Consider the following 15291-nt stretch of genomic DNA (forward strand, 5'->3'; position numbering starts at 1 on the left):
ACAACTGGTACATTTTGAGGTGTTGCGTTCCGCGCCGCAGATCAGCCGCTTCAGCGCAACACTGAGCTCAGTAGATGGTACTTATCGGCGTTGCGCTAAGGTTCTATAGACATACGGCAGTCTCATTAGAGTCATGAAGTCCAGCCGCACCATCTTCATTCCGCCCAGAGTCTTGACGCAGTCTGAGTTACCGATTGCCCCAACGGTTGGAAGCCATGCGCAACAGCGCTGCATTGGCAGCACGCAAATCGAATAATTCCGCGTCGAAGCCGGACCCGATCCAGTTTCGATAACGCTCTGCCTTTTCACTGTCCGGATCGTTGGAAAGCGTATTCAGGAACCTCTCATAGCCCGATGGACCACCAACGTCCTCCGGCGGACAAGCACGGGCGCCGCCAATGACTTGGGCTTCTCCCCACGGTTGGCCCTCGATCGTTTCCGTCTTCTCGACGACGACGGTGTGATTCCAGCCGTCCCCGAAGTCGTATCGGTAGACGAAGCGCGAACCTGGCTTCAGGACCGCCTGCAGACGAATCTTCCGGTCATCTGCAGTCGTGCCCGGGTCAGCGAAGTCCGCCACGTCATCGATCTCGAACATGGCGTAGGTCATGCCATCGATCAGGAAGTCGTGGAGATGGGCGTCTTCCCACCCGAAAGCTGCTTGCAGAATGTGATGCAGCTTGCGCAGCGATTCAGTTCCTTCGACTTCGATCCGACGCCAGATGGGTGGATCGATGTGCTGAAGCGTCACTTTGAGGGTGAAGCGCTGGAACGATTTCGGCATTTGATCTCCGGAGAGCGGGAATCCGCACTATTATCGCCCTAGGATGATTCGCCAGGATCTACTTGGGAGCGAGAATCCGACATCGTTCGCCGATGCAGTGAGTGAAGCCTTGCAGACCTCCGCCAGTTTTTCAATCGCGCCCAAGCCATCGGAGTACTTACCGGCCTCCTTCACGAAAAGCGACGATGGCATTAGCAGACCAGCGGCAAAGTGATCCGCCTGAAGTTCTATCGGATCGCCAGAGGCGAAGTCAGTCGACCGTCGAAGTGCTTCAAATCGATGTGTAACGTCCCTAGCTGCAGCGAAATGCCGCGACCAGGCCCCTCGGCGGTAGCGTCATTCCCGGCCCAGGTCGCTATCGTGGGATGGGCGCAAACGTCTTGGGTTTCGCCCACTCGCCCAGCGCCTGTAATCGGCCGGCGTCATACTGGTGAGTTGACCGAAGGCCCGTCGGAATGATGTTTCGTCGCTGTAGCCGCATTGCGATGCGACTTGCTTAATGCTCGCTCCCGGCCGCTCGAGCAACACACAGGCCATTTCGATCCGCACGCGGGTAATGAACCCTTTGGGTGACTCGTTGGTCAAGCCCTTCAGCCGCCGATGCAGTGTCCGTTCGCTGAGACTTAGCGCGCTCGCCAGCGCTTCAGCGGACAATCCGGGGCTAGCATGGCGAACGATCTGCTCTGCTTGCAGAAGCAGCGGGTCGGTGGCATTGACGAACCCGCGGGGCGCATAAACCAGTTGCGGCAGCGGCAAGCTGTCGGCCACGGAGATATCTGCCGCGAGACGGGCCACATCGGGCCCTGCCTCGCGTCTGATCACGTGCAAGGCCAGATCCACCCAGGACAGCGGACCGCCTGTCGTCACGATCCGATCCTGCTCTTCCACTGCAGTGCCCCAAACCGCGCATGCCTTGGGAAACCGCTGCCTGAACGCATGGTGGAGCCACCACGTGGTCGTACAACGCCTTCCGTCCAGCAACCCGGCCTCTCCCAGTACGAAGGTACCTGCACACGCAGCGCCCACCAGTGCACCGGCCTGATGAAGCTCTCGCAGCCATGTTGCCGCGTGGCTGATCGATGCGGATACAGGGGGAAGCCGGTCCGGCCCCAGCGCCATGCCTGTGACAAGCGCCACGTCGCAATGCGTCAATTCCCGAAACGAAGCGTCGACCGGAATCAACCGGCCCTGCGGGTCGCACCGGGCCTTCCCATCCGCGCTTGCGACGATGGTCTCGAAGGTTGGGTGGACTTGGCCAGAAAGGTCATATGACGCATCGGCGGGTGGTGCACGTAACGCCTGCTCCGTCATCCAGAACAGGTCAACAAGGCCGCTAATGGCAGAGAGCAGGCTGCCCTCGACTGCAACGATTCCTATGCGCACGGCGCGCTCCGTGTCTCGGGGAGTGTTGGCGAATTTTGCATGAATGTTGGCGAGTTTGCCACCTTCAACGGTTCGTTAAAGCCAGATAAATTTGGCACGTCTTCTCAACGATTCGCTTTCACATGAAACCCCCATTGCTTCACGACTGCCCGGACTCGCTCCTTCAGAGAAGAGCGCGCCGTCGATCCGTATGGTTCAGCCGACTGGTTGCTGCCGTGGCCTTCACGGCGACGCTGACGACGGCTCATGCGGCAGCGACTACAGCGCCGGCTGTGCGCAACATCGTCCTCGTGCATGGCGCCTTTGCGGATGGATCGAGCTGGAGCCCGGTGATCGTCAGGCTGCAGCGCATGGGTTACCGCGTCACTGCCGTGCCAAACCCGCTCACTTCGCTGGCAGACGACGTTGCCGCCACCGAGAGCGTCCTGCATCGGCAAACCGGCGACGTCCTGCTGGTGGGCCATTCCTGGGCCGGCGCGGTCATCACGCAAGCAGGCAATGCTGCCAATGTGAAAGGCCTGGTCTATCTGTCCGCGCTGGTACCGGACAACGGTGAGTCCGTCGCCGACCTTCTGCAACGCCTCAACGCGCCGATGACCGGTCTCACACCGGACGCCCAGGGGCTGATCTGGCTCGACGATGCACGAGCGTTTCAGCACGTCATGGCAGCAGACATTCCGCTTGAACAGGCTCGAGTCCTGGCATCGGTCCAGCAGCCTGTCGCGGCGGCCTGCTTCACCGCGAAGATCCAGCACGCGGCATGGCACGACAAGCCTGTCTGGTATCTGCGAACCACCAACGACAATGCGCTGAAGCCCGCCGTCCAGCAAGCCATTGCGCAGCACATCGGCGCAACCGTCACATCGATTCGCTCCAGCCACATGTCGATGCTGTCTCACCCGGACGAAGTCGCGAGGCTGATCGATCTAGCCGCCCGGAAGGCATCGCAATGAATTCCAGCACGTTTCGACGCGCTTCCCTCCTCCCCTGTCAGCGAGGCTTCAATGAACATCCTTCATCTCGATTCGAGCATACTCGGCAGCAGCTCCATCACGCGAGAACTGTCCGCGGTCGTGGTAGCTGGTCTCCGGGCGCAGCATCCATCGGCGCAGGTGACGTACCGTGATCTCGTCGGCGACGAAATCCGGCATCTCACCGGTCCGATCGCAGCCGGATTTCGCCAGATCGACGTCGGTGCTTTCGACGACACCACCGCACACGAACATCAGCTATCCGAAGTACTCGTCACAGAGTTTCTGGCGAGCGACGTCATTGTCATCGGTGCGCCGATGTACAACTTTTCGGTACCTAGCCAGTTGAAAGCATGGCTCGATCGCGTGGCCCAGGCCGGGCGTACGTTCCGGTATACCGAAAACGGCCCGGTCGGCCTGGCGGGCGGCAAGCAGGTTATCGTGGCCTCTGCGCGCGGCGGGTTTTACGCGGAAGCACCGCTCGCGCACATGGACTTCCAGGAAAGCTACCTGAAAGCGTTCCTCGGTTTCCTGGGCATCACCGACGTCCGGTTCGTACGGGCGGAGGGGGTATCGAAAGGTCAAGCCGCTCGGGACCAGGGCATCGCACTCGCCAGGGCGTCCCTGACCGAGGTACTCGTCAATGTACGCACGTCCGGTGCGCAAACCATCCAGTAACAGAGGTCGCTTATGCTGTTCGCCATCAAGCTCGGCTACGTCCGTCCGATTGAAGAGATCCAGGCGCATCTCGATGCTCACAAGGCATGGCTCGTCAGATACGCCCAGGCGGGAAATATCCTTGCCGCGGGTCCGCTGCATGAAGAGAACGGCGGCTTCGTGCTCGCGTATGCGGGCCAACCACGGGATATCGAGAAAATGATTGCCGAAGACCCATTCCATATTCACGGGTTGGCCACGTTCGACGCTCATTGCTGCGAACCTGCCCTATGTGCGGCAGGTTTTCCTGCACGCTGGGCAGCAGGCGCAAGGTCGATATGATGGGCTTCATTTGCGGGACGTGCTCACGCTTACACGCGGCGGAATTCCGTGACCAATCGTACCGTGAGCCGACATCCGGGCGATAGCCGAAGTGCCGCAACTCTTTCGCGGCCCACATCAGCCTCTCGCCCAGACTTCGATCCTTCCACGGGCGCGACGGACACGCCGTTCCAGCGTGGTCCGGCACGCGCGGCAATGCATCCCGCCAGCCATCGATCGGGCGCTTCTTCACGTCTGACGGAGTCGCCACGCTGACCGGCTCTTTGCTGAGACATCCATGCCGTCGATGTCCATTCGCATCGACGCTCCCGAGCGAACCGCCGGCTTGCTTGAGCGCATACGGCAGGATCCGGAAGACAGCCACAACCACGTCGCCGCGCGAGATGCCATTCACCCGGCATGCCCGCGCTTCCGATTCGTCATCCGAGCCAGGTCCTGATATTCACCCGCATCGCGCCGGCCGAGATCCCGTAGCGGTCGTGCAACGTCGGCAACGCACCCGCGGCGAGATACGCATCCGGCAGCGCGATCTGGCGGAACGGTACGACGACACCGGCCCCGAGCAACGCCGTTGCGACCGCTTCGCCAAGCCCGCCGATCACCGTATGGTTCTCCGCGACGACGACCATGCGCCCTTTTCGCGCGGCCTCGCGGACGATGGTCGCCGTGTCGAGCGGCTTGATCGTCGGCACGTGCAGCACGGCGACATCGACGCGATCGGCTTCGAGCGCCTTCGCCACCTCGAGCGCACGCATCGTCATGATCCCGGACGAGATCAGCAGCACGTCGTTGCCGTCGCGCAGCAGCTTGGCCTTGCCGAGTTCGAAACGGTAATCGTATTCGTCGAGCACGGCCGGCACGTTGCCGCGCAGCAGGCGCGCGTACACCGGCCCCTTGTGCGCCGCAATCGCCGGCACCATCTGCTCGATGTCCAGCGCGTCGCACGGGTCGATCACGGTCATGTTCGGCATCGCGCGCATCAGCGCCAGATCCTCGGCGGCCTGATGGCTCGGCCCGTAGCCGGTCGTGAGCCCCGGCAACGCGCACACCAGCTTCACATCGAGATTGTCCTCGGCAATCGCTTGGTGAATGAAGTCGTACGCCCGGCGCGTTGCAAACACCGCGTAGGTCGTGACGAACGGCTGCGCACCTTCGTGCGCGAATCCGGCAGCGGCCCCCATCAGCAGCTGCTCGGCCATCCCCATCTGGTAGTAACGCTCGGGAAATTCCTTCGCGAAGATGTGCAGATCGGTGTACTTGCCAAGATCGGCGGTCATGCCGATCACGTTGCCGTTCGTGCGCGCGAGTTTCGCGAGCGCATGGCCGAACGGCGCGGCGCGGGTCGCTTGCCCGTCGGCTGCGATGGACGCGATCATCGCGGAAGTCTTCAGGCGCGGCTTGTTGTCGACGGTGCTCATGCGTGTCTCCCTGCTTCGAGTGCGTCGAGCGCGAGCTTCCACTCGTGCGCATCGACGCGAATGAAATGGCTCTTCTCGCGTGCTTCGAGGAACGGCACGCCGCACCCCATCTTCGTGTCGCAAACGATGATGCGAGGCTTCGGCGCGTCATGCAGGCGTGCGTTGTCGAACGCGCGTTTCACCGCATCGATGTCGTTGCCGTCCACGCGTTGCACATACCAGCCGAACGCTTCGAGCTTGTCGACCAGCGGCTCGAACGCCATGACCTGCGTCGACGGACCGTCGGCCTGCTGGTTGTTCACGTCGACAATCGCGATCAGGTTGTCGAGCTTCCAGTGAGCGGCCGACATCAACCCTTCCCAGATCGCGCCTTCGTCGAGTTCGCCGTCCGAGAACAGCGTATAGACGAATGCATCCGAGCCCTTGCGCTTCAGGCCGAGACACCGGCCGACCGCGATCGTCAGGCCCTGCCCGAGCGAGCCGCCGGACATCTCCATGCCGGGCGTATAACTCGCCATCCCGGACATGGGCAAACGACTGTCGTCGCTGCCGTAGGTTTCGAGTTCGTCCGCCGGCAGGATGCCGGCTTCGAACAGTGCCGCGTACAGCGCGATCGCGTAGTGGCCGTTCGACAGCAGGAAGCGGTCGCGCCCTTCCCACTCGGGATCGTCGGGGCGATAGCGCATCGCGCCGAAGTACGCGACGGCCAGCACGTCGGCGATGTCGAGTGCCTGGCCGACATAGCCCTGTCCCTGCACTTCACCCATCAGCACGGCGTTTCTGCGGATGCGGTACGCGCGCTCGGCGAGCGTGACCGCTTCATGGATGGTTTCGGTATCCATCGATTACTCCAGTATCGGGTCGGAAGGAATGGGAAGGAAAAACGAATCAGCGATTGACGGATCGGGGCACGAAGAACACCAGCAGTGCGCCGACCGTGATCGCGACGGAGATGAAGAGCAGCCCCGCGGTGGACTTGCCGGTCAGATCGTTCAGCCAGCCGACGATCGCCGGAGAGAAGAAGCCCGCCAGGTTCGCGAAGCAGTTGACGGCGGCGATTCCCGCTGCCGCCGACATTCCACCCAGCAGCGCCGTCGGCAGCGACCAGAACTGCGACGACGACGCGAGGATGCCGGCCGACGCAATGCTCAGGCACACGATCGACGCGCCGACGCTGCCGAGCAGCGGCAATGTCGCGAAGCCGGCCGCCGCGACCAGCATCGGCATCGCGAGATGGAAGCGGCGCTCGCGACGGCGATCGGCGCTCATGCCGATCACCGGCAGCGCGACGATCGCGCACGCATACGGAATCGCAGTGAACAGCCCCACCCACAGCGGATCGGCGACACCGGCCTTGCGAATGATGGTGGGCAGCCAGAACGTGAGGCCGTACTGCCCGAGCACGACGCAGAAGTAGATCGCTGCCATCAGCCACAGACGACGGTCCGCGGCGAACGCGCGAATCGACAGGTGCGCGGTCGTGTGCGCGGCGTCGGCCGCGACGTTGCGCGTCAGCAAGGACTTTTCTGCGTCGGTCAGCCACTTCGCGCAATCGATGCCGTCGTCGAGATACAGCAGGATCGCGACACCCAGCACGAGCGAAGGCAGCGCTTCGAGCAGGAACAGCCATTTCCAGCCGGCCAGCGACATCGTGCCGTGCAGCGAGTGCATGATCGCGCCGGACAGCGGACCGCCGATGATCCCGGCGAGCGGAATCGCCATGAAGAACAGGGACAATGCCTTCGCGCGACGCGCCGCCGGGAACCAGTACGTGAGGTACAGGATTACGCCCGGCGCAAAACCCGCTTCGGCGACACCGAGCAGAAACCGCAGCACGTAGAACACGGTGGGCGACTTCACGAACACGAAGCTCGCGGAAATCACGGCCCACGTCAGCATGATGCGCGCGAGCCAGCGGCGCGCACCGACGCGATGCAGGATCAGGTTGCTCGGCACTTCGAACAGAAAGTAACCGAGAAAGAAGATGCCCGCGCCCATCCCGTACACCGTCTCGCTGAAACGCAGGTCGCTCAGCATCTGCAGCTTCGCGAACCCGACGTTGACGCGGTCGAGATAGGCGCCGAGATAGCACAACATCAGGAACGGGATCAGCCGGCGCGCGACCTTCGCATAGGTCGCCGCTTCGAACGTCTGCGCATCGTCCCGGTGCAGCATCTCGGGCTGAACCGGAGATGCAGGATACTTTGCTCTCATGTTTGTCTCCTGCCACGGCCCCGGGTTGTCCCGGGTGCATGATGGGCGGCGCCGCACGCGTGGCGGCGCCGTTTTCAGTGGATCAGCATCCCGCCATTGACGTCGAGCGTGATGCCGGTCAGATAGCTCGACAGATCGCTCAGCAGGAACAGGCACGCATTGGCAACGTCATCGGCCTCGCCGAGGCGGCCGAGCGGAATGCCCTTGATGATGTCCTCGCGCATCGCGGGCGTCAGCTTGTCGCCCGTGATGTCGGTCTGGATCAGGCCCGGCGTGATCGAATTGATGCGGATATGGTCAGCGCCGAATTCGCGCGCCATCGCCTTCGCGAGGCCGAGCACGCCGGCCTTCGCGGCGCTGTAGTGCGGGCCGCCGAAGATGCCGCCGCCGCGTTGCGCTGAGACCGACGACATGCAGACGATGCTGCCGCCGCGCTGCTCCTTCATCGCCGGCAGCACCGCCTGTGACATGTACAGCGTGCCGCGCAGGTTCACGTCGACGATCGCATCGAAGTCGCGCGCGGCAATGTCCAGCGTCCGCACGGGTTGTGTGATGCCGGCATTGTTCACAAGGCCGTCGATGCGGCCGAAGCGCTCCAGCGTTGCCCGGGCTGCCGACACGCACGCGTCGCGGTCGGTTACGTCGCAGGCCAGGCCGAGATGGCCCGGGCCGAGATCGGCGGCGGCGGCCTCCGCGTCTTCTCGGCGCAGGTCGAGGATCGCAATGCGTGCGCCGTGGGCCGCCAGTGCGCGAGCCGTGGCCTTGCCGATTCCACGTGGCGACGCGGCGCCGGTCACGATGATGGTCTTATGGTCGAGCAACATCGTTCGTCTCCTGTATTGATGTGTGTGTACAGAGTGTCGGCTCGCCCGACACTCGCATCAACGCGGAAACGCTCAGCCATAGTTGAGAAAATTTCAGATGTCGCCGCGCGGCCCACCGCGGCGTGCTGCGACGCAATATCGTGCGCGGGCCCGATGCGCGACGTTCAGCTTGCCCCGCCCTGCGTGGCGACCTCGCGCTCGATCCACGCGAGGAAGCGCTTCACGCGCGGCAGTTCCGCGTTCTGCCGCGGGTAAACGAGGTGATGCGCGCTGACTTCCACCGCATGGGCGGCGTCGAACACCGGCATCAGCAGCCCTTCGCGGATCTTCACCGATGCAAGCATCAGGCTTTCGAGCGCGATGCCGAGGCCCAGCGCGGCGGTTTCGAGCGACATGTACGAGCGGTCGAACGAAAAGTCGAAGGTCTTCTGGGCGGCAAGCGGTACGCCGGTCCGGCCAAACCATTGCTTCCACTGGACCAGCGGCGTTTCGGAATAGATCAGCCGATGTGCGAGCAGGTCTTCCGGCGTGTTCACCGGATGCCGTTCGAGATAGCGCGGCGACGCGAGCGGCGCGATGAACTCGCCGCGCACGGTTCGGACCTCGAGGTTGTCCCAGTTGCCGTAGCCGTGCCGGACATCGATATCGTAGAACCCATTCGAGAACGACACGTTTTCGTAAGAGCACGCAAGGTTCAGCTGAATATCGCCGTTCGCCTCCTGAAACGACGACAGCCGCGGCAGCAGCCACATCAGCCCGAAGCTCGGGCTCGAATGCACGCGCAGGATATCGACTTCGGTGCGGCTCGACGCGCGCTCGGTCGCGCGGCTGAGATCGGCGAGCGAGCCCGTGACGTCGGCCAGGTAGCGTTCGCCGGTCGGCGTGAGCACGAGGCCGCGCCCCGAGCGCTGAAACAGCGGCTGACCTATCTGCGATTCGAGGTTGCTGAGCTGATGGCTGACGGCGGACGCGGTCAGGCCGAGTTCTTCCGCCGCGCGATTGACGCTTTTGGTCCGGGCAACGCTTTCGAACGCGATGATGGCCTTGAGCGGCGGGATACGCATGTTGGAGTCTTGGGAAATTTGCAGAACGTCGGCAAAGCGATATCGCGTTCGAGCGATCATCCAAGCAAAGCCAGTCCAATATATCAAGTGTCAATTCTAGGGCGCGGGAGGACCTCCGTGCGCCATAGACCAAAACAAAGTTGTCACGGTTTGCGAAGTAAAGAAGTCACTTCGCCGGTTCGCAGTCGCCCGGAAGCCCGGAACCCTTGTGAATAATAGAATTGCTCCGCAGTTGTCTGATTCTTGCGAGTCGACTTCATTTGCCCTTTTCGGATCATATGCATTACTTCGATGCCGCCGAGCACTACACGCTCCTGTCCTTCCAGATTCGACGCTACGCGACGAACCGGATCGCGCTGTTCTCGATGGCAGCCTGGTTGCCGTATTGCCAAGTGATGTTGCGGTGTTCATGTCCGATCGGCAGACCCGAGTAGATCGGCAGGCCGAAGCCGCCCAGCACGTCGACAAGCATCTGCTCGAGCGTGAAATCCGCGCCGTCCGGGATCGGGCAGCGCGTGAATTGCCCGAGCACGAACGCGCGGGCCCCGTCCAACGCACCGCTCAGACGCAGTTGCGTCAGGCTGCGGTCGAGCCGGTAGCCGAATTCCGTCACGTCCTCCAGCAGTACGATCGCGTCGCGTGAGCGAAGCGACCAGCGTGTACCCGCGACGCTCGCGAGCACCGTCACGTTGCCGCCGCACAGACGTCCCCGCACCGCATCAGGCGCGCCGGACAAATGCCGCAGGCTCAGCGGCGCGCGTTTGCCACCGGTCAGCACGGCGCGCATGTCGGCACGCGTCGCGTCGTCGACCTTGGTCGCCAGGCTGTGGAACGTCGGACCATGCAACAAGCGCACGCCGGGCCGGTCTGCAAGCGCGCAGAATAGCGACGTCGCGTCGGAAAAACCGATGATCGTCTTCGGCGTCGCGATCTCGTCCGGCAGGTGCTCGAGCAGATGCGCGCAACCGAATCCCCCTCGCGCGAGCCAGACGATATCGATTGACGGATCCATCAAGGCGCGCCGCAGATCGCCCGCGCGCTCCTCGGCGGTACCGGCGAAATAGCGGTACCGGCTGCCGAGATGTGCGCTCGTCGTGACCTTGAAGCCCCAGCTTTCGACGAGCGCGACGCCGCGCTCGATTCCTTGCGGATCGGGCACACCCGCGGGCGCGACGATGCGCACTGTCTTGCGTCTCGATTCCATTGAACGGATACCGTGAGGATATGAACCCGCTGAATATACCTGACACCTCTCGCGAGCCGCTCATACCTGCGAGGCGACCTTGAACGCGGGGAGAGGCCATTCTCCGTCGTCCGCGAATCCGATTCGCTTCCACCGCTTGAGAATCACGGTCGATGCAAAATCGCCGGCCGATCGATGCGGATCCCACACCGGGAACAGGCCCGGGCACCGAACTCGCGCGCCGCCCTCCCCGACCACGTGGACGTGGCCTTTGCCGATCCGCATTGCCGTACCGGATACGTGCCCGAACCTCGACGTTCGATTCAGCGAGCGGCAATCGGTGATTCGCTCAGCATCGTATCTGCGATATCGAGCATCGCGCGCAAGCGATCCATATGCCGAAGGTCATGGTGGTAACCCACCCATATGTCTCTGGATGGAGGCGGTTCCGGCGTCTCGATGCGCTGCACTGCCGGTACCGCGTCGCCCAGCGGTCGCGGCAGCACCGCGATGCCCATGCCCGCCGCGCACATCCGGGCCTGAACGGCTCGGCTCGTGCTGGTGAACACGCGCCGCGACTGCGGGAACCTGTCGAGCAGCCAGGCGACGTCGGGGAAATGAGACTGCGCCGTGTTCATCACGATCAACCCCACCGAAGCAGGATCGCGCCGCAACGCACGTATGGTTTCGGCCGTGCCGTAAAGACCGTACGGAACGGTCATCAGGCGGCGCTGGACAATGTCCGGTTCGGTGAAAGGAACGATCCGGAAGGCCAGGTCGGCCTCGCGACGCGACAGGCTCAGCAATCGGTAGCTCGCGATCACTTCCGGCACCACGGCCGGATGACGGCGCACCAGTTCCGCCAGCACAGGCGTCAGCACGTAGCCGGCGAACCACTCTGCGCACGAGATGCGCAAGATGCCTTCGAGGCGATCGTGATTACCGGCCAGACGCCGCTCCATGGCCAGCGCGGCGTTTTCCATCGCTTCGGCCATGCCGAGCACGGTATCTCCGGCGTCCGTGAGCACCAGCCCATCCGCGGTCCTGCGGAACAACGCCTGCCCGGCTTCATCCTCCAGCGCCTTGATCCGGCGGCCGATCGTCGGATGGCTCACGCCCAGGCCTCGGGCTGCCGCACCGAAAGATCCGCCCCGCTTGACGGCCAGAAAGACCCTGACATCACTCCATTCCATGCGAGGAACCTTCGTTCAAAAATGTACGCTCAATATACAAGAACGACCATTCACAAACAATTGTGTACGCCTCACCATGGTGGTGTTCATCAATCGAACCGGCCCGCTCGGGGCCGGCGTCTGCGGAGTGTGAAGACATGGGCAAACGCATGTCGGCGTGCCCCGTCGAGCGTATCGAAACGCGGAATCGAGCAAAAGGAGAAACACATGAACAAAACCTGGTTGATCACCGGCTGCTCCGGCGGCTTCGGCCTGCATCTCGCACGCGCGGCAGCCGCGCGCGGCGACCACGTGGTGGCAACGGCGCGTACGCCGGAAACGCTACGCGATCTGGCACGGCGTTATCCGGACACGCTGCGTGTCGCAGCACTGGACGTGACGAAGCCGGAAACGATACAAGCGGCCATTGCCTTGACGACCGAAACGTTCGGCAGGCTGGACGTGCTCGTCAATAACGCCGGCCATGGCTTCATGGGCGCAATCGAAGAAGGCACGCCGGAGGAATACCGGCCGTTATTCGATGTGAACGTGTTCGGGCTCATCGAGACGACGCGTGCGGCGTTGCCGCTGATGCGGCGCACCGGAGGCGGCAGGATCGTGAACCTGTCGTCCGGTGCGGGCATCGCCGGCTCGGGGGGCCGCGGCTATTACAACGCGACGAAGTTCGCAGTCGAAGGCCTGTCGGAGGCCCTTGCGCAGGAAGTCGAACCGATGGGCATTCGCGTGGTCATCGTGGAGCCCGGCCCGTTTCGAACCGAATTCCTGGGGCGCTCGATCGCGGTCGCCAAGCAGCAAATCAGCGCCTATTCGGCAACCGCGGGCTCCGCGCGCAGCTATCGCGACAGCAACGACGGACATCAGGCAGGCGATCCGGCCAAAGCCGCCGCGGTGATCATCCAGGCGATCGACTCGGACGATCCACCCTTGCACCTGCCGATCGGACCGAGTGCCCATGCAATTGCGGAGCGCAAGCTGAAGGCGTTCCGCCGGGACATCGACGCGTGGCGCGCGCGCTCCATCGCGACCGACTTTGATTGACGGTCCCGGGCCGACGCAACGGTCGGCCCGAAACAAAACGAAGCGCGGACACGCGGCCGGTCCTCGAGCATCGGTTCGGCAACCGCCGTCCGGTTGCACGCCGGCGAACGACAAGTCGCTCGCCGGGCGGCCGGCTTACATCGGAGGCGCTACCCCATCCTTCTCGACCACGATCTGGCGTCCGTCGTATGCCCCGTTCTTGCCCGGCGTAGCCACGACGAAGATCTTCTTGCCCGTCGACAAATCGGCGCGCGTCGCCGGGACCAGCGTCACGACCGGTGCGTCGGGCGGCACGTTGATCGTGTTGCTGCCGCCCTTGTATGAAAGCTTGAGATCGCGCCCGCTCGTGCCTTGAACGACGGTATCCACATTCGCGTTCGTCATCGAGCTGTTCGCGCCGAGATCCCATGCGTAGTGGCCTTCACCCATGCCGCGCGCGGCTTCGGGGAATACGAGCACTTCCTTCGCGATCAACTTGCCGTTCTCGCCCGGCATGGCTGCCGCGCCGACGTAGGAACCGGGCTTGATATCGGAAAGCTGAATCGCTTTCACCGCGTTCACGTTGGCCGACGCTGCGATATTGATGAGCACGGTATCGCCGCTGCGACGGTGTACCTTCAGACTGTCTCCGGAAAACGAGACGATGTCGCCGCGAATGCGCTCGGGCTTGACCGCGGCGGATTGCGCGAACGCAGTGCCGGCCAGCGTAGCCGCGACGACGGAGACAACGAGTTTGAGTCGAATGGACATGAATGCTCCTGTGAAGAGGTTGCGATCGGGGACGTCACCGGCGCGGGATCCTGGCCAGAAGCTCAGGATCCGCCAAACCAGTTGTATCCCTGGTTTTCCCAATAACCGCCCGGGAATGCGTTGGTCACCGTGATGGCGACGATGTGTTTGGGATTCTTGTAGCCGAGCTTGGTCGGCATGCGCAGCTTCATCGGGAAGCCGTACTTCGCCGGCAAGACGCTGCCGTCATAGGTGAGCGTCAGCAGTGTTTGCGGATGGAGCGCGGTCGGCATGTCGATGCTCGTCCAGTAGTTGTCGGCGCAATGCAGCGCGACGTACTTCGCGGTGGTGTCGGCGCCGGCGCGCAACAGGAAGTCGGAAAATCGCACGCCGCCCCACTTTCCGATCGCGCTCCACCCTTCGATGCAGATATGCCGCGTAACCTGGCTTTCCTGCGGCAGCGCATGGAGCTCGTCGAGCGTCCACGCACGCTTGCCCTTGACCAGCCCGCCGAGCTGGAGCCGATATCTCGCCGCATCCACGTCCGGCACCTGGTCGATGTCGTAGTACGCATTGAACGGAAAGGGCCGCGTGATCATCGACTCCGGATACGTCGGCGCAAGCTTGCGCGGATCGAAGAGCGAAGCCTGCACGTCGTCGTTGAACGACGACACGCGGCGCAGCATCGTGTTGACCGATTGGTCGTCGGTCAAGTCGCAGCCGGACAGCAGCATCAGGCCGCCGAGCGTAAGGATCCGCTTGCCGAACAGGCGGCGTTGCGTCGACTGGAGTGCGTTGCGCGCATCCTTGACGATCGCATGCGAATCGAGCTGCGCGACGCGGTCGGCACGCGGCGAACGTTTGGGTTCATTCATGATCAGCGCCCTCGAATCATCGTGAGCAGTGAGCGCGGAACGAGCGCGACCATCACGACGTGAACGGCAAAGAAACCGACGAGCACGCTCATCGCGACGAAATGAACGATGCGCGCGTTGTCGAATCCGCCCATCAATGTCCTCAGGACCGCAAACTGCACCGGTTTCCAGATGGCGAGCCCCGAGAGAACGAGCAGCACGATATCGGCGAGCGCGCCGAGATACGCGAACTTCTGCACGGCGTTGTACCGGGCGGGATCATCGTGGACCAGCTTTCCGCGCAGCGCGGCGGCGAGGTCGGAAAGGAGCGCGCGCATGCCGAGCGGCAACAGCTTCCTGCGCAACCGCCCTGTTGCAATGCCGAGCACGAGATAGGCGAACAGGTTGCCGACCAGGATCCACATCGCCGCGAAGTGCCAGAGGAGCGCACCGCCCAGCCAGCCTCCCAGCGTGATGGAAGGCGGAAACGTGACCGCCCTGAAAATCGGCGACGCGTTGTAGACCTGCCAGCCGCTCAGGCACATGGCGATGACTGCGGCGGCATTGAGCCAGTGGAAAAGACGAACCCACAGCGGATGAATCGTCGAGCGTCTCAAAGCGAACTTCCTCGTAACCT

16 protein-coding genes and 1 pseudogene are annotated in these 15291 nt (G+C 63.2%); 4 read left to right on the forward strand and 13 right to left on the reverse strand.

Annotated elements, in window-relative coordinates:
• Positions 1-187 precede the first annotated feature (187 nt).
• Positions 188-784, reverse strand: coding sequence for a plasmid pRiA4b ORF-3 family protein (locus U5798_RS28335; protein ID WP_322083868.1), 597 nt, complete (start codon positions 782-784; stop codon positions 188-190).
• A gap of 336 nt (positions 785-1120) precedes the next feature.
• Positions 1121-2167 (reverse strand): GlxA family transcriptional regulator, encoded by a 1047-nt coding sequence (locus U5798_RS28340; RefSeq protein ID WP_124447483.1) that lies wholly within the window; start codon positions 2165-2167, stop codon positions 1121-1123.
• Positions 2168-2289: 122 nt separating this feature from the next.
• Here U5798_RS28340 and U5798_RS28345 point away from each other — a divergent pair, with 122 nt between their 5' ends.
• From U5798_RS28345 to U5798_RS28355, 3 genes are read left to right on the forward strand one after another with little or no spacing between them, the layout of a single operon-like run.
• Entirely contained in the window at positions 2290-3120 is an 831-nt protein-coding gene (locus U5798_RS28345) for an alpha/beta hydrolase (RefSeq protein ID WP_322083869.1), read from the forward strand.
• A gap of 51 nt (positions 3121-3171) precedes the next feature.
• Positions 3172-3816, forward strand: coding sequence for an FMN-dependent NADH-azoreductase (locus U5798_RS28350; RefSeq protein WP_124447479.1), 645 nt, complete (start codon positions 3172-3174; stop codon positions 3814-3816).
• A 12-nt stretch (positions 3817-3828) separates the two neighbouring features.
• Entirely contained in the window at positions 3829-4137 is a 309-nt protein-coding gene (locus tag U5798_RS28355; protein WP_124447477.1) for a YciI family protein, read from the forward strand.
• 419 nt (positions 4138-4556) lie between these two features.
• On the opposite strand, the gene U5798_RS28360 is transcribed toward U5798_RS28355, so the two are convergent.
• The 8 genes and pseudogenes from U5798_RS28360 to U5798_RS28390 form a co-directional block, all read right to left on the reverse strand.
• Positions 4557-5555: a transketolase family protein gene (locus tag U5798_RS28360; protein WP_322083870.1), complete on the reverse strand. Its 999-nt coding sequence runs from the start codon at positions 5553-5555 to the stop codon at positions 4557-4559.
• Complete coding sequence (locus tag U5798_RS28365) at positions 5552-6397, reverse strand: transketolase (protein WP_124447473.1); 846 nt, start codon at positions 6395-6397, stop codon at positions 5552-5554. Before U5798_RS28365 ends, U5798_RS28360 begins: the two co-directional genes overlap by 4 nt.
• A 46-nt stretch (positions 6398-6443) precedes the next feature.
• Positions 6444-7769 (reverse strand): MFS transporter, encoded by a 1326-nt coding sequence (locus U5798_RS28370; RefSeq protein ID WP_322083871.1) that lies wholly within the window; start codon positions 7767-7769, stop codon positions 6444-6446.
• Positions 7770-7843: 74 nt separating this feature from the next.
• Positions 7844-8593 carry an SDR family NAD(P)-dependent oxidoreductase gene (locus tag U5798_RS28375; protein WP_124447469.1) on the reverse strand — a complete coding sequence of 250 codons (750 nt, stop codon included), beginning with the start codon at positions 8591-8593 and terminating at the stop codon, positions 7844-7846.
• Between the two features lie 164 nt (positions 8594-8757).
• Positions 8758-9657, reverse strand: a complete 900-nt coding sequence (locus U5798_RS28380; RefSeq protein WP_124447467.1) for a LysR substrate-binding domain-containing protein — start codon at positions 9655-9657, stop codon at positions 8758-8760.
• Between the two features lie 215 nt (positions 9658-9872).
• A pseudogene (locus tag U5798_RS37160) lies at positions 9873-9968 on the reverse strand (IS6 family transposase); the annotation flags it as partial.
• A gap of 23 nt (positions 9969-9991) precedes the next feature.
• Positions 9992-10861: an LD-carboxypeptidase gene (locus tag U5798_RS28385; protein ID WP_322083872.1), complete on the reverse strand. Its 870-nt coding sequence runs from the start codon at positions 10859-10861 to the stop codon at positions 9992-9994.
• Between the two features lie 302 nt (positions 10862-11163).
• Positions 11164-12033, reverse strand: a complete 870-nt coding sequence (locus U5798_RS28390; protein WP_124447463.1) for a LysR family transcriptional regulator — start codon at positions 12031-12033, stop codon at positions 11164-11166.
• Between the two features lie 207 nt (positions 12034-12240).
• On the opposite strand from U5798_RS28390, the gene U5798_RS28395 reads away from it, so the two are divergent.
• The gene (locus tag U5798_RS28395) at positions 12241-13071 is read left to right on the forward strand and encodes an oxidoreductase (protein ID WP_322083873.1); all 831 of its coding nucleotides are present in this window, start codon (positions 12241-12243) and stop codon (positions 13069-13071) included.
• Positions 13072-13206: 135 nt separating this feature from the next.
• On the opposite strand, the gene U5798_RS28400 is transcribed toward U5798_RS28395, so the two are convergent.
• From U5798_RS28400 to U5798_RS28410, 3 genes are all read right to left on the reverse strand, one after another.
• Entirely contained in the window at positions 13207-13821 is a 615-nt protein-coding gene (locus U5798_RS28400; protein ID WP_322083940.1) for a hypothetical protein, read from the reverse strand.
• A gap of 62 nt (positions 13822-13883) precedes the next feature.
• The gene (locus U5798_RS28405) at positions 13884-14675 is read right to left on the reverse strand and encodes a molybdopterin-dependent oxidoreductase (protein WP_322083874.1); all 792 of its coding nucleotides are present in this window, start codon (positions 14673-14675) and stop codon (positions 13884-13886) included.
• A gap of 2 nt (positions 14676-14677) precedes the next feature.
• Positions 14678-15271 carry a cytochrome b/b6 domain-containing protein gene (locus U5798_RS28410; protein ID WP_322083875.1) on the reverse strand — a complete coding sequence of 198 codons (594 nt, stop codon included), beginning with the start codon at positions 15269-15271 and terminating at the stop codon, positions 14678-14680.
• Positions 15272-15291: the final 20 nt, after the last annotated feature.

Source organism: Burkholderia sp. BCC1972 (assembly GCF_905339605.1).
Taxonomy (GTDB): domain Bacteria; phylum Pseudomonadota; class Gammaproteobacteria; order Burkholderiales; family Burkholderiaceae; genus Burkholderia.

Coding starts and splice junctions, on each gene's coding strand:
- U5798_RS28380 (WP_124447467.1), bottom strand. CDS start 9,657: ATGCGTATCCCGCCGCTCAAGGCCATCATCGCGTTCGAAAGCGTTGCC.
- U5798_RS28385 (WP_322083872.1), bottom strand. CDS start 10,861: ATGGAATCGAGACGCAAGACAGTGCGCATCGTCGCGCCCGCGGGTGTG.
- U5798_RS28390 (WP_124447463.1), bottom strand. CDS start 12,033: ATGGAATGGAGTGATGTCAGGGTCTTTCTGGCCGTCAAGCGGGGCGGA.
- U5798_RS28400 (WP_322083940.1), bottom strand. CDS start 13,821: ATGTCCATTCGACTCAAACTCGTTGTCTCCGTCGTCGCGGCTACGCTG.
- U5798_RS28370 (WP_322083871.1), bottom strand. CDS start 7,769: ATGAGAGCAAAGTATCCTGCATCTCCGGTTCAGCCCGAGATGCTGCAC.
- U5798_RS28405 (WP_322083874.1), bottom strand. CDS start 14,675: ATGAATGAACCCAAACGTTCGCCGCGTGCCGACCGCGTCGCGCAGCTC.
- U5798_RS28375 (WP_124447469.1), bottom strand. CDS start 8,593: ATGTTGCTCGACCATAAGACCATCATCGTGACCGGCGCCGCGTCGCCA.
- U5798_RS28335 (WP_322083868.1), bottom strand. CDS start 784: ATGCCGAAATCGTTCCAGCGCTTCACCCTCAAAGTGACGCTTCAGCAC.
- U5798_RS28395 (WP_322083873.1), top strand. CDS start 12,241: ATGAACAAAACCTGGTTGATCACCGGCTGCTCCGGCGGCTTCGGCCTG.
- U5798_RS28355 (WP_124447477.1), top strand. CDS start 3,829: ATGCTGTTCGCCATCAAGCTCGGCTACGTCCGTCCGATTGAAGAGATC.
- U5798_RS28345 (WP_322083869.1), top strand. CDS start 2,290: ATGAAACCCCCATTGCTTCACGACTGCCCGGACTCGCTCCTTCAGAGA.
- U5798_RS28360 (WP_322083870.1), bottom strand. CDS start 5,555: ATGAGCACCGTCGACAACAAGCCGCGCCTGAAGACTTCCGCGATGATC.
- U5798_RS28350 (WP_124447479.1), top strand. CDS start 3,172: ATGAACATCCTTCATCTCGATTCGAGCATACTCGGCAGCAGCTCCATC.
- U5798_RS28365 (WP_124447473.1), bottom strand. CDS start 6,397: ATGGATACCGAAACCATCCATGAAGCGGTCACGCTCGCCGAGCGCGCG.